Annotated in this window: 9 protein-coding genes and 1 pseudogene; 5 read left to right on the forward strand and 5 right to left on the reverse strand. The window is 36.9% G+C overall.

What is annotated here, in order from left to right; all coding sequences use genetic code 11:
* Window positions 1-28: 28 nt before the first annotated feature.
* The 3 genes from MSHOH_RS21765 to MSHOH_RS21775 all read left to right on the forward strand — a co-directional run bounded on the left by MSHOH_RS21765 (window position 29) and on the right by MSHOH_RS21775 (window position 3,170).
* Window positions 29-904, forward strand: coding sequence for a CheR family methyltransferase (locus MSHOH_RS21765; RefSeq protein WP_082089451.1), 876 nt, complete (start codon window positions 29-31; stop codon window positions 902-904).
* Between the two features lie 837 nt (window positions 905-1,741).
* Window positions 1,742-2,635 (forward strand): formylmethanofuran--tetrahydromethanopterin N-formyltransferase, encoded by an 894-nt coding sequence (gene fhcD / locus MSHOH_RS21770; protein WP_048142900.1) that lies wholly within the window; start codon window positions 1,742-1,744, stop codon window positions 2,633-2,635.
* A 262-nt stretch (window positions 2,636-2,897) separates the two neighbouring features.
* Complete coding sequence (locus MSHOH_RS21775) at window positions 2,898-3,170, forward strand: DUF4405 domain-containing protein (RefSeq protein WP_239451109.1); 273 nt, start codon at window positions 2,898-2,900, stop codon at window positions 3,168-3,170.
* Window positions 3,171-3,309: 139 nt separating this feature from the next.
* Here MSHOH_RS21775 and MSHOH_RS21780 read toward each other — a convergent pair whose 3' ends face one another.
* From MSHOH_RS21780 to tnpA, 4 genes are all read right to left on the reverse strand, one after another.
* The gene (locus tag MSHOH_RS21780) at window positions 3,310-4,851 is read right to left on the reverse strand and encodes a TraB/GumN family protein (protein ID WP_048142902.1); all 1,542 of its coding nucleotides are present in this window, start codon (window positions 4,849-4,851) and stop codon (window positions 3,310-3,312) included.
* A gap of 748 nt (window positions 4,852-5,599) precedes the next feature.
* A complete protein-coding gene (locus MSHOH_RS21785; RefSeq protein ID WP_048142905.1) occupies window positions 5,600-6,694 on the reverse strand; it encodes a CBS domain-containing protein in 1,095 nt (364 codons plus the stop codon).
* 510 nt (window positions 6,695-7,204) lie between these two features.
* Window positions 7,205-8,404 carry a tyrosine decarboxylase MfnA gene (gene mfnA / locus MSHOH_RS21790; RefSeq protein WP_048142907.1) on the reverse strand — a complete coding sequence of 400 codons (1,200 nt, stop codon included), beginning with the start codon at window positions 8,402-8,404 and terminating at the stop codon, window positions 7,205-7,207.
* A gap of 1,092 nt (window positions 8,405-9,496) precedes the next feature.
* A complete protein-coding gene (tnpA, locus tag MSHOH_RS21795) occupies window positions 9,497-9,961 on the reverse strand; it encodes an IS200/IS605 family transposase (RefSeq protein WP_048137183.1) in 465 nt (154 codons plus the stop codon).
* A gap of 684 nt (window positions 9,962-10,645) precedes the next feature.
* Here tnpA and MSHOH_RS24460 point away from each other — a divergent pair.
* On the forward strand, window positions 10,646-10,861 hold the full coding sequence (locus MSHOH_RS24460; protein WP_162197675.1) for a hypothetical protein: 216 nt from the start codon (window positions 10,646-10,648) through the stop codon (window positions 10,859-10,861).
* A 52-nt stretch (window positions 10,862-10,913) separates the two neighbouring features.
* Here the strand turns inward: MSHOH_RS24460 and putP are convergent, their stop codons facing one another.
* Window positions 10,914-12,452 (reverse strand): sodium/proline symporter PutP, encoded by a 1,539-nt coding sequence (gene putP / locus MSHOH_RS21800; protein ID WP_048142909.1) that lies wholly within the window; start codon window positions 12,450-12,452, stop codon window positions 10,914-10,916.
* A gap of 186 nt (window positions 12,453-12,638) precedes the next feature.
* On the opposite strand from putP, the pseudogene MSHOH_RS21805 reads away from it, so the two are divergent.
* Window positions 12,639-13,818, forward strand: a pseudogene (locus MSHOH_RS21805) (IS256 family transposase).
* Window positions 13,819-14,688 lie beyond the last annotated feature (870 nt).

Raw genomic sequence — 14,688 nt, forward strand, 5'->3', positions numbered from 1 at the left:
TCTTATGAATGGAGATGAAAAAAAGTGAATGAAGCTAAATAAAACTGAAATACAGACCGGAGAAAATAAAGCGAAGGCGAGCAGAAGTCTCGAAGAAGACCCGGAATTTGAACCATTAAAAAGAGTGATTACTGAAAGTACTGGTTTTAACTGTGAACAGTATAAAGAAGCCCATTTCAGGCGTAGAGTTAATGTCCGAGTCAGAGCTACCAATTCAGAGAATTATGCAGAATATCTCAGGCTACTAAGAAAGGATTCCAAAGAACATGATTATCTCATTAAAGCCCTTACCATAAACGTCAGTGAGTTTTTTCGAAACCCGGAAACCTTCAGAGTAATTGAAAAAGAAGTTATTCCTTTTCTGATAAAATCCAGATCAGATTCGCTTATAAGATCAATCCGTATCTGGAGTGCGGGTTGTGCAACAGGAGAAGAGGTCTATTCTCTTGCTATTTTGTTACATAGAGTTCTTGGAAAAGACTTAGACAGGTACAGAATAAGCATTATAGGTACCGACATTGACAATTTAAGTCTTGAAAAAGCCCGAAAAGGAATTTACCGTGAAAATGTGCTTAAAAATGTAGACATCAGTACAAAAGAAAACTATTTTGTAAAACGTGATGAGACATATCAGATTTCCGATCAGTTAAGAAACATGGTACGTTTTAAACGGCATGATATGATATCAGAACCCTATACAGACCGTTTTGATCTTATAATCTGCCGAAATGTCATAATATATTTTAAAAAAGAAATTCAGGAGCAGTTACAGCTTAGTTTTCATCAGGCATTGAATAGAGAGGGGTTCTTTGTGATAGGAAAAGCTGAAACATTATTGGGAACTGCCTCGAAACGTTTTAAGCCTTACAATGCAAGAGAACGATTGTATATAAAGGAAACTTAGAACATTTAAAAGAGTCTGAGAAATTTAAAAATCTAAAAAACTTAAAAACTTGGAAAGTGAAGAATCTGGAAAGTGAAGAATCTAGGAAATGAGAATTCTGGAAAAATAAAAAGTCTGGGAAAAATGAGGAAAATTGAAGGGAAAGCTCATGGAAGATATCAGAAGCTTTATTCATTTTATGTTTAGCTCGAATAACGTATTTTTTGATTCATTCTAATGTATTGTCCAGTTTTTTATTTACTGATTTATTCTACATACTATAGCTTCTTTATTTACGATTTATTCCAATATACTCCCAAAACTTGTATTTCCTATGTATTTCCTGACTCATTCTAAATAATCTCCAATTTTTTTGATTTCATTTCTCCGAAAAATTATATATTTGATATAAATATTATAATAGACATCTATTAGCTATAACAGAGATTCATTAACTAATCGATTAAAACCGATTAATTAAACCAATGAGAATTAAAAGTACCACAAAACTTTAAGTGTATGCCCAAGATTAAGTAAAGCTGCGATTATGAGATTTTTTCTGTAAGGCATAAACAGTCCAGCCAAACATGAACAACCGGCATAGCACAAATAATTAGAATCTTAGAACCAGCATAAATAATTAAAAATTATCTAAAGCAAGCTAAAAGAAAGTAACGTATTATGTCTAGACTGTGCTGGATAATATTGGTACTGAATTTATTGGTATTGGATTTACTGAAATTGGTACTAAATTGTACTGGAACTGGTACTAAATTGTACTGGAATATGCTAATTATGGTAGATATCAAATCTGGATATCATATCAATTAATAAGGAAAAGTAAATCAGGGGATTTTCATGGAAATCAACGGAGTAGAAATTGAAGATACATATGCAGAAGCGTTTCCGATCAAGATTGCACGAGTGCTTATAACAGCAGCCACTAAGCGCTGGGCACATATAGCAGCCACTGAAGCTACAGGCTTTGCCACATCAGTTATAATGTGCCCTGCAGAAGCTGGAATTGAAAGATTAGCAAGCTCCAGTGAAACTCCTGACGGAAGACCTGGAGCTTATATCCAGATCTGTACTTTCAAATATGAAGCTCTTGAGGAACAGCTGCTTGAGAGAATAGGGCAGTGTGTACTTACAGCTCCTACAACTGCAGTCTTTAATGGACTGCCTGATTCCGAGAAACAGTTTAATATCGGCTTTAAACTCAAATTCTTCGGAGACGGCATGGAGTCCGAAGCTCAGGTTGCAGGCCGCAGAGTATACAAAGTCCCGATCATGGAAGGAGATTTCGTGGCCGAAGACAATATAGGAGCTGTAGCCGGAATTGCAGGCGGAAACTTTTTTATCTTCGGAGACTCCCAGATGAGCGCCCTGACTGCAGCCGAGGTTGCTGTAGATGCAATTGCAGAACTTGAAGGCACAATTACCCCCTTCCCGGGAGGCATTGTTGCAAGCGGATCCAAATCCGGAGCTAATAAGTACAAATTCCTGAAAGCTACTGCAAATGAAAAGTTCTGCCCCTCTATAAAGGACAAGGTAGAAAACACTGAAGTCCCGGCAGATGTCAATGCTATTTATGAAATTGTTATAAATGGACTTGATGAAGCAAGCATAAAAGCAGCAATGAAAGCCGGAATAGAAGCTGCGGTAACTGTCCCCGGGATCAAGAAAATTTCCGCAGGTAATTACGGCGGCAAACTGGGTAAATATCAGTTCAAACTTCACGAACTCTTCTGAGAATTTAAATTTCACGAGCTCTTTGAGCTCAAAAATTCTCTTTTTTCGCATTTTCTTTATTCACAATCCATTCTTTATTCACAATCCATTCTTTATTCACAATCCATTCTTTATTCACAATCCATTCTTTCACAATCCATTTTTTTTATTTTGTATATCTTCTCACATACTTCTCAAACAACTTTTTATTTTCCGGACCAAATTACCTTTTCAAAGAAACAAAAGTGAGGAGTTAAACCTGAACAAACAAAAATTTAACTATTTGGTAGACCTTGTCCTGACAACCCTGTTTTTTGGAGTTGCAGGCACAGGTTTCTTCATGTATTTTTTCATTCCTTCAGGAGTTCAAAGGGGTAGATACCTGGTATATATGGGGCTAACAAAAGCTACCTGGATCTGGATACACAGTAGAGCTGGAATCCTGATGTCAGTCCTTGTGATCGTCCATCTTATCCTTCACTGGAAGTGGATTGTAAGTACTACGAGGAATTTCTTCAGGAAAGAAATATTTGAATTACAAAAGAATGAGTTATAAAAAGGTTGTAGCTTGTAAAAGAATTCAGGCTATAAAAGAGAAGGGGTCTTAAAAAAGTAATAAAAAGTAAAAACAGAAAAATAGTTCTGGAAAGTAGAAAGACTACCTGATTACCAGAGACTACTTTTATGGAATTGTTTCAGAGTCCAAGCGCGCTGAACCCGGAACTGAGGAGATCATGCGGGTCGAGGCCTGTAACCTGCATCATTACATATGCTCCGAGGAAGGTGCCTATCATACTTCCGATATTGGCAAAACTAGCTACAAGCAAAACCCGCATGAACCTATTTTTGGACATTTCTTTGAAAGTTTCTATCCCCGCAAGGGCTTTAATGTCATCAGTGGTAGGATTCCGCTGTTTTGCTTCTACCAGACCTGCAAACCATCCTGCAGCCATCATAGGGTTCAGTGAAGTTAACCATGCAACTAAAAAGGCAGTAAGAGCAGAGTAAGGGTGTCCTCCCGCCAGCAGGGCGCCAGTTGCACTCAGAACCCCGTTAATAAGGAACCACCATCCGAAAGCTATTAAAAGAAGTTTTAGAGGAGTTCCCGATGCTATAAGCAGTAAAAAAACCAGAATTGCAAGACCAACTATTCCAAAACCTACAACCTTACCGAGTCCAATACGTTTTTTCGGAATTTCCATAAGGGTACTAAGAGGTGGAATACTTTTTGGATTTTTCAGATAGTTAATTACTCCAGGCTTATGCCCTGCACCAATCACTGCAACAATAGTTTTGTTTCCGCCTGCAGCCGTCCTGAGAATACTTCCTGCAAGGTATGCGTCCCGCTCATCTATGAGAGTTTCAGCTGCGGTCGGGGCAAATTCTCTGAGTTCACTGACAAGGGCTGTGACAACGTCCTGCTGAGTAATCTGATCGATATCAATTTCGGTGCCTCTTCCTATTCCTATGAGGCCGCCTATGAGAGAGCCGAGCATCTTTACTTTCTCCAGGAATTTCATGCGGCCCCAGAAACGCTGGAGCGTCACCTGAATGTCCCTGTCAATTAAAGCCACTTTGGCTCCAGAAGCTTCTGCTTCTTCGATTGCGGAAATCATTTCGGAACCGGGTTTTACACCCATGTCTTCGCCGATCTTTTTCTGCACATAAGCTAGCAACCAGTGTACAAGATAGTAATACACTTTTCCTTCAGTAAGAATTTCCTTTATTGGAAGCTGGTTCGTCTCCGGGACGTTTCCTTTCAGAGAATCATAACGTGCCCTGCAAAGCTCGACGGCTACAATATCAGGTTTAAGATTCCTGATAGCATCCCTGACTTCAGCCACACTCTTTTCGGAGACGTGTGCCGTGCCTATAAGCACAACTTTTGAAGGCTGAAACTCGATAGCAGGATTATTTCCATCAGGAAATTGAGGCTGAGAAGAAGGAATTGAAAGTTCCGAAGCTGAATCAGGAAGAGGTTCCGAAATAAGCTCGGAATTTGTATCAAGCTTTACATCAACCTGTTCAACTTCCGATGTAGATGCTGGCACAGAAGTCCTGACTTCCTCTGGCTTATTGATTGAAGAATCGGAAAGTTCAAACTTCCCGACAGAAACATTGTCTTCCCTGGATTCTGATATAGGTTTGTCCATAGAGTATATTGACTCCTGAGATGAACTATGAGAATTGTATTCAGGGTTCCTATCTTGGGAACCTCTAGTTTCAGATTTATTCATAATCAGTCTCTTTGCTGCGGCATATTAGAAGTGCCGGATAAAAACATATGAAGCAGAGCGTTCTCTATACTGCTATGTGGTGCTGTTGTTCAGAATATACTATTTGTCTTCAGCTCATCAGCAGGATGCGCTACTTTATCCTTTATATTTCCGAATTTAAACACTTATTGCCGCGGATTTAAAGATATCAAGTGAACAGTTTAGCGTACAAGTAATTTATTGCATGTTATAATTAAATTATACACGTTAAATAAGTTGCACATGTTATATAACTGATCTGTAACTACTGATCTGTAAAAGCCAATTTATACATAATCAATCTATGCATACTAACATATATGGAGCCAATTCATACATAATCAATCTATGCATACTAACATATATGGATATGAATATGAGACAATTTATGCCATACCATTAAATAGTTGAATTATATTGCCTAATACCAAACTTACATCTGGAATATTAGATTATATTTAAAAAGTATTAAATTATATTTTAAAGGTAAAAAATACTTTAAGGTATTAACCATAATCCAATAAATTGAATTGTATGTTTAGAGTAACCAGATTACAAACAGGCATAAAAAGTTTATCAGCAACGTAAGCAGATCATGAATAGAATAGTAAGTAGAATAATAAACAAAGTAATAAACATATAATTATATAAATATATAGTTAGCATTTTAGCTTGTTTATTATTCTAGTTCTATCTTATTGGTTCAATCTTATTATTCTGATCTGGTTAGTTATTCCGACCTGAGTCTAAGTGTCCGAACCAGGTCTGTTCTGGAAAGTACTCCTACAAGAGACCCATTATCAATTACCAGAACCCTTCCTATGTTTTTGGACGTAACCAGTTTGAGGACATCACTTGCCTGTGCATTAGAAGGAACAGATATTACATCTCTGGTCATAATATCTGAGACTCGCATAACAGGTCGGTCAAGAGTGGAAACGCGCTGGATATCGGTAAAAGTTACAATTCCTTTCAGGTCGCCATCATCTACTACAGGATAACCCATATGCTTTTTCTCAAACATGAAATGAACGAGATCTTCAACATTCATGGTAGAGGGTACTGAAACTACGTCTTTCGTCATTATGTCTTTTACCAGAACGTTTTCCAGAGTAACGGACGCCTGAGTGGAGCGTTCCTCTTCGGATGCACCAACGTATATGAAGAGCGCAATCAAAGGAAACCAGAGGTTTCCTATAAGGATTCCGAAAATCGCCATAAGAATGGCAAAAAACTTGCCTACGGCAGCTGCACTCTGCGTGGCTTTAACATAAGACATTCTTCTTGCATAGAAGGAACGGAGTACTCTGCCTCCGTCCATTGGGAATGCGGGTAATAGATTGAAAATTGCAAGAATTATATTCATAACTCCAAGAATCCAGATTGTCAGATAAATAGGATTTTCAGAGAAAGCAGGGTCTAATGAAGTCATATTTCCATATATTAGCAGACAGACAGCACCTATGATCAGGCTCGTTAAAGGTCCTGCAAAAGCCATCTTTGCTTCCTGTCCGGGATCTCTTGGCATCTCTTCCATTGAAGACACTCCTCCGAAAAGGAAGAGCGTAATACTCTCAATATTAACTCCATATCGCTTTGCCAGGTATGAATGTGCAAGTTCATGCAAAAGAATCGATGCGAAAAGCAGAATTGCAGTCAGGGTTGAAAGCGCGTATCTTGTCGAAGCTGGCTCAACTCCCTGAAACCCATAAGGATATGGATTGATTGCAAAGATATATGCAAAAATTGGAAGTATCAAAAGAAAAGTGATGTGCAGTTTTATAGGTATGCCCAGTGCGCTTCCGATTTTTATTGCAGATTTCATAAAATAAATACCCCCTTTTTAGCGTATAATAAACACAAATACTTGATAGGTATATACAATTAACCTATTCAAGAGATAGAAGTTGTAAAGATTAGAGCATGTATTATATTATTTTAAATAGTATAATTATTTTTGCATTGAATACTCGAATCTGTGAGTGATTGTAGTAAATCTATTAATGGTGTTAATGGTAATTAATAGACAGATTTCGTATATAAAATATCCTCAAGTCGATAAAAATAGTCTGGAGAAGCAACTCTTTGATAATACTTACATAATATTTTGAGTTGTTGCATAAAATAGGATAAAGGGACAATAAGATAAGGGACAATAAGATAAGGGACAATAAGATAAGGGACAATAAGAAAATGACCAATGTAAAAATAATGATTTTAAAATAATAATATTAAGTTTGATATTTTTGGGTTTAATATTTTAGGTTTAATAGTTTTGAGTTTCTGTTTGTAACTTTGAAATTGTGCTTGATAATTTTGGGTCTCTCTTAATAGCTTAAATCTCCGCTGTAACTTTTTTAAGATCCTGTAAGAATAATTCGATATCTTCTGGACGATTGTGAGGCATCAGGACAAGACGAAGGGTTCTTGGAGTGCGAGTAATTGAGACATTCCAGCCGAACCTATTGAGAAGTTGTTCTCTAACAAGATCGGAATTTGGAACTTTTAGAGCGATCACATTCATTACAGGTTCGATCAATGGCTCGAAACCGATTTTTCGAGCTCCTTCAACCATTTTAGATGTAAGCTGCATGCAGTATTGCACATTTTTCCTGTAGCCTTCGTTACCGAGATATTTCATGACTGCGCAGGTAGCGGCAGCTGACGCTCCACTTCGTGTACCTGTAAGTGTGAACTGGGACTTTGTGGTAAGGTATGGAGTATTTACCTTAAGAGAATCCAGGAAAGAAGGAGATCTGAAAAGCAAAGCACCTGAAGGAATTGTGGAGAGACCCATCTTATGAGGGTCTATTGCAATGGAAGTAACTCCTGGCACTTTGAAATCAAAAGGCTGCGGTTTTTCGAGGAAAGGAATTACGAAGCCTCCAAAAGCCGCATCAACATGCAGAAAAAGCTCATTCTCAAGAGCTATTTCCGAGAGTTTGTCAATAGGATCAATCTGGCCAAATTCAGTATTCCCTGCTATGCCTACGAGTCCTATGCTGTTTGCGTTTATTAGTTTCTCAACAGAAGCCAGATTCACCCTGAACTCAGAATCAAGAGAAGCCCTTCTGACCTCTATGCCCATCATATCGGCAACCTTATCAAAAGAAAAATGAGCCGATTCTGGAATTACAATGTTTGGTGTCCCTTTAAGTCCTTTTTTAAGTCCTTTCCTTCCTGATGTTACCAGATTTTTCATTCCCCTTACAGCCTGAATATTGGACTCCGTGCCTCCTGTAGTAAGGTAGCCGCAAACAGAACTTTTGCATGAGTCTCTGGAGGGAAAATCAATTGAAGGAGCATGAAGAAGTTCCCCAAGCATTCTGACAACCTCCTGCTCAAGCCTGTGGGCTCCGGCAAAAAGCCCTAGATCGCCCAGATTTGCCTCAATAAAGAGCCTGTGAGCTTCAACCGCGATCTTATGAGGGTGAGTACACATTGAACTTAAAACCCGATAATAGTCCGTATCTTCTGACTTTGCATTTTCCAGATAGGAAAATACCTCTCTTTCAGAAAGACCATGCTCATTCATACAGGTAAAGTAAAACCAGTTTTATTTAAAAGACTTATGGAATAAAACTTGAAAAACTGATTTTTTATGAAACGTAAGTGTCCAGAATTACGTTAATTATCCAGCTTTTCCGGATAAATCAGAATAGATCTTAAATAAAAAGGACTATGATTAAAAGGAAATGAAGATAGTTAAATGATTAAAAAATTCAAAAAACAAAAGAAAAAGAACTAGAAGTAAAAAATAAGGAAGAAAAAGAAAATAAAAAAAAAGAGCAAGAAAAAATTGAAATAAAAGAAAGACTCCCCAAAATATTTAAAAAATATAGATTTTAAAGTTTGTATAAGAATGAAAAAAGGAAAAACTGGAAAAAAATTTGGAAAGATTTTGATCCATAGATCTTTAATCTATAGATGTTCGATCCATTTTCAATATCTTTCCAAAAATTTGTATGTAATATTTTCTTTATTGTTCTGAATATTGTCTGGATTTTTTCTATCCTAGAAAACACTAGTTGGCAAATTGTCAAGTATAGGTTGATCTGAAGATTTATTTTATTTGAGAGAGACCCCTTTGTTTCTAGTGGAAAGAAGTTAGGGTAGTTGGAGTATAGATTTTGGATTTCATAAAATAAAGATGATTATATAATTAATATTTAATTCAAATATGTTTTTTTAAATTGTCTCATGTTTTTCGTCTTAAAGTTGAGATATTCATAACAAGATATATATAGAATAAAAGCCATAACACAACAACATTATTTTGTATAATAACAAAATGAAATTGCCTTTTATTTTGTTGGTAGATCTCCTGAACCCCTTCAATCGAAACCATGGGGTCCCCGGGTTATTTAAACGTTCCAGTGGAAATAAAGGGGGGTTCTTTATATTAATTATATAAATATCTCTATTTTCCTTTATCCAATTGAATATTAAATCTAATATAAAACAACCAAACTTGAATAACAACAAACTTGGGATACTTTAGTCTAATTCAAAAATATCCAGTCTAATTCTTTTAAAGTCTAATTCTCTCAAAAATCAAATTGCGGGCGGCCACCCCACCCTAAAGGATGGGGTATGCTTCGGGCCGCCCGCCCGGTTGTTCTGGTAATTAGAAATCATCAAGTCTTCTTTGCTTGGATCTCATGAACCTATGCAATCGAGACTCTTCACTCGGTTTTCCTTGCGATTCTTTAATGTAATGCTTAATTGTATCAGCAGTTACGTTTCCAACGGATCGATAGAACTTTCCACTTGACCATAGATTTCCACCCCAATATCGTTTTTTAAGATCAGGATGAAGCTTGAATAAGCTGTAAGAACTACCTCCTTTCAAATACTGAATTACCTCTGACAGAGAATTACTTGGATGAAATTCAAGAAACAAATGAACATGATCATCTACTACTTCCATTGCATGTATTTTGTAGCCATTTTTAGCACAAATTATACTGAGAATCAACTCGCAATCCTTTTTAATTCTCTTATTGTAGAATATATTGTATCGATACTTAGGCACCAACACGATGTGGTAAGTAATCTGACCATAGCCATGGCTAAAACTGCGTAATTCCAACTTATATCACATCCTAGCCAAAGGTGGCTGGCACCACCTCTGGTTATGGTGCCAAAAAAACCTTATTTTACAAAAAAAGTGAGGATTTAGATAATTAAAGTGAAAAAACGAAGAGGCGAGGGTTCACTTCATCCCCGACCTGAAGGACGGGGTATTCGTGACCCTCTGCGCTCCATTAGTAATAAAAGTTCAGTCTTTCAAATTTTTTCAATCTAGTTCTTCCAAATTTCAGTTAAATTCTTCCAATTATCTCAGTTTAATTTCCCAAAATATCTCTGTTCTCTCCAAATATCTCTGTTTAATCTCTCCAAGTATTCCAATCCAGTTCTTTCAAAACCCTTTTGTCCAATCCAACCTAATCATTTTTCACCTAACGTTTTTCGTTAATTTTGGACAAAGATAACTTGATTCAGTCCGATATAGATTCACTTAATCCAGTACCAGATCAAATTAAGTTTTACTTAGAGCTCAGTCAACACTGGACCCAACTCAGCCTGATATTATACGGTTCAACTTAGACCTGTATTCCAGTTTCTATTATTCCATTTTTATTCCAGTTTAGATCTATCTTAGTCTAACATCTCATTTAGTCTAACATTAGATTTCACTTAGCCAACACTAGTGTCGCGTCAGTAATAAAATGTAGTATAAAATCGATTATGGATATTCAAAATCATTCAATCTTTGAAGATTGACGCAACACTAGGTTTCACTCAACCGGAACTAGATTTCATTCAGTCAATACTCGATCTTGTGGACTCTTTAAATCAAACAGATTTTAGTTTTAAAATCAGGATAAATAAAGTCAGGAAAAAAATAGAAATAGAGGGCATTTTTTTCCTCAATCCTTCATCTTTTTTAGAAAGCACCACCAATCTCTCTGGTGAGGCATCCTCATGAGACGTGATTGAAAAAGGAACTCTCAGGATTCGAGAGATATTATTCAGACCGCTTACTCATGTCGGGTTTTGAGAGGTCCTATATCCTCTTTGTGAGTACTTTTCCCGTGGAGGACGACGTGGTTTATATGATCGAATTCTCTAAGGATTTCTTCTGCAGGACCTTCCTTGTCCAGAATACTGAGAGTATAAATCGTCACACATGAGAGAAGGAAACCAGGGACAATTTCGTAGAGATCAAAGATCCCTCCTGAGAGCTGCTTCCAGATAATGACCGTGAGACCACCAATAACCATCCCACCGAGAGCTCCGTTTCTGGTTGTGTTTCTCCAGAAAAGAGAGAAGAGAATAACTGGTCCAAAGGCAGCTCCAAATCCTGCCCAGGCATATGAGACCAGGCCCATAACCGAGTTATTCGGGTCTCTTGCTATCAGGTAGGCAATCGCTGAGATTACAATTACTGCAAACCTGCCCATCCAGACAAGTTCTTTTTCACTAGCGTTTTTCTTCATGGTTATTCTGTAAATATCCTCGGTGAAGGCAGAGGCTGCCACAAGCAACTGGGAATCAGCAGTGCTCATTATGGCTGCAAGGATGGCTGCAAGCAGAATTCCTGCAATAATAGGTGTGAATAGGGTATTCACTATTACCATAAAGACGGTCTCGCTTCCTGCTTCTCCAAGAAACTCGGGATAGAGGTAAGCTCTTCCGACAATTCCAATTGCTACAGCAAAGAACAGGGAAATAATGACCCAGACCATTGCAATAACTCTTGCCTGCTTGATTTTATCAGGAGATTCTATAGCCATAAAACGAACAAGGATGTGCGGCATCCCAAAGTATCCCAGGCCCCAGGCAAGGTTAGAGATCAGGGGAATTGCTCCACCGGCAAGAGCAGTCCAGGGATTAAGCAGTTGCGGGTCTATGCTTTCAATCAGGCTTACTGTTGAGTCGTATCCTCCTATTCCTTTCATAGCTGCAAGAGGCACAAAAGCAATGGCACAGACCATCAGCATTCCCTGGAAAAAATCAGTCCAGCAGACAGCCATGAAGCCTCCAAGGAAGGTATAGCTGATAATTACAAGTGCACCGATAAGAAGAGCTTGTTGATAGGGGATTTCGAAAACGGTATTGAAAAGCTTTCCACCTGCAACGAGGCCTGAGGAGGTGTAAAGCAAGAAAAAGATCAGAATCAGAATAGACGAGATAATCCTTAAAGAATGGCTTTTATCCCTGAACCTGTTTTCAAAGTATACGGGAATTGTAATAGAATCTCCTGCAGTCTGAGTATACTTCCTCAATTTTTTTGCAACAAATTTCCAGTTTAGATAGGTTCCAGTAGCCAGCCCTATTGCCAACCATATGGATTCCATCCCTGAGAGGTAAGCATATCCGGGCACGCCAAGCAGTAACCAGCCGCTCATGTCCGATGCCTGAGCACTCAGAGCAGTAACCCAGCTATTTAACTTTCGTCCTCCTAAAATATAATCTGCAAGATTCTCCGTTTTTCGATAGTATAGAACTCCGATAGCGACCATAAAAAGAAGATATACTGCAAAAACAAGTACAATACTAATATTATCCAGTAGCATGGTTTAACTCCATTTTTTAGCAAAGATCTATTTTTTAGTCAAATCTTTAATCAAATTTTTAGTCAAATTCTATTTTTTTTTGTAAAATTGCTTTCAGTTAAATTTTATTTTTTAGCCAAATTCAGTTTCAATAAACGTTTGTTCTAAGCAAATTTGGCAGTGTACCGAAAGTTCTGTAAAATATGATTGACTCTATATCCTTTTCCTTTCACCACAAAAAAAACAGGATGCAGAGTCAATGGTTAATGTCGTCTCATTTATAAAAGATTATCTTTTCGATCAGGAAGATGGAATTCGCCAGTTAATTACCTGGTTTTTAAACCTTGTAATGGAGGAGGAAGCCCTCCTCCAATCTGGTGCAAAACGTTATGAGAGGACTGATTCTCGCAAAGCCAGTAGAAACGGTTACAAACCCCGTACTCTCCTGACCAAGTATGGAGAACTTGAATTATTAAAACCTCAGTTCCGTGAGTTTCCCTTTGAAACAGAGGTTTTTGAGAAGTATTCAAGAGTTGAAAAGGCCATTTTAGCTGCCGTGAGTGAATCTTATCTCCAAGGTGTTTCCACCCGAAGGGTGGATAAGATCATGACTGCTTTAGGAGTAGAGGGAATCTCAGCCTCTTCTGTTTCCAGGATTACTAAAGAACTTGATCAAAAGGTTGAAGAGTTCTTATCAAAGCCAATAGAACACGAAATTCCTTATCTGTTTATCGATGCGACTTATCTCAAAGTGAGAGATGGACTTCACTATGAAAATAAAGCTCTTTTCATAGTTGCCGGAGTCAGGGACGACGGTTATCGTGAGATTCTTGGAGCAAGATTAGCAGACAGTGAAGACTCTCTATTCTGGCAAGATCTATTCGAAGACCTTAAAGTAAGAGGGTTAAGAGGTGTCAAGTTAATTGTTTCTGATGGTCATAAAGGAATACAAAAAGCAGTTAGAGAGTCCTTTGTTGGATCAAGCTGGCAAATGTGTCATGTCCATCTGATAAGACAAGCCCTAAAAAAGGTTCCAAAAAAGAAGCAAAAAGAAGTAGCAGATAAAATAAAAGAAGCATTGGTAGACCGTCAGAAGTTACAGGAATTGATTAGAGAACTGGATAAAATGGGATATAAAAGCGCAGCTGATACACTTGAAAGTTTCCAGTATGATGTAATGAATTATATGCAGTTTCCACAGAGTCATTGGAGAAGAATAAGGACAACAAATATCATGGAGAGAACTAACAAGGAGATAAAAAGAAGAACTAAGGTAGTAGGGGCATTCCCGAGTCAGGAATCAGTATTGAGACTCGGAGTCTCAATACTGATTGATATTAATGAAGAGTGGATTACAGGAAATAAGTATTTAATAATGGAACAGTAATCAAAAAAGAAGAGGAAAAAGGTATAGAGAATTTTACAGAAATTCAGGCACACTGCCGCAAATTTCCTAGAAGTTTTACTTTTAACAAAAGTCTATATTTTTACAAATTCTCGCATCTTACGAATCTTTTATTCATAGATGTAGATTAGCAATCTATGTAGATCGGTAATTTCTACAGTTCTATTAATACTGTCTTGTTATCAGACATTAAAAGCAGTTCGTTTTACTTCGGAAATTAAATAAATTATTGAGGGATTACCGTTAAATTCCTTTCTTTAACTTTCAATTAGTTTATTAAAAAATTCTTCAGATCTAAATTAATACTTAAAATTGTTTGAGAAATGACTGCTAGTGACCTAACTGAACTATGACTTCGAAATCTATTATTTAGGACAAATATTTGAAAGGATAATAACTTAAAAAAATTTGAAATACAAATACTTAATAAATATATATTCTGAACAAAAATAACTAAGTTAATACAGAAACATAAACAATTTTTTGATTATTAATACTTCTTATATATGTTTAGTTTTAGGTTTAATGTGTATTTTCCGTCAAACTATCTTTATTTTTTCAGTAATTTCTTGCTTTCAGTATTTTGATTTACAACAAAATTGTTTTTATTTTTAACACAACCACTTTCGTTTGAATATAAGCATTTATCTTCTTGACATTATTATTTCATAATAACTATATTTAATTATTCAATGAAAATAAAAGGGTTAAAAAACTTTCTATTTTCTTCCATGCGAAAAAGGGGATTTAAATCTGACCTTCAGGAGCTATGGAATATTTTATTTTTTATTTTATTCCAACTGAGCTTATTGGTGTTGATTTATTCGAGTCATATTTAAGTTAAATCTCGGT

The organism is Methanosarcina horonobensis HB-1 = JCM 15518 (assembly GCF_000970285.1).
Lineage (GTDB): Archaea > Halobacteriota > Methanosarcinia > Methanosarcinales > Methanosarcinaceae > Methanosarcina > Methanosarcina horonobensis.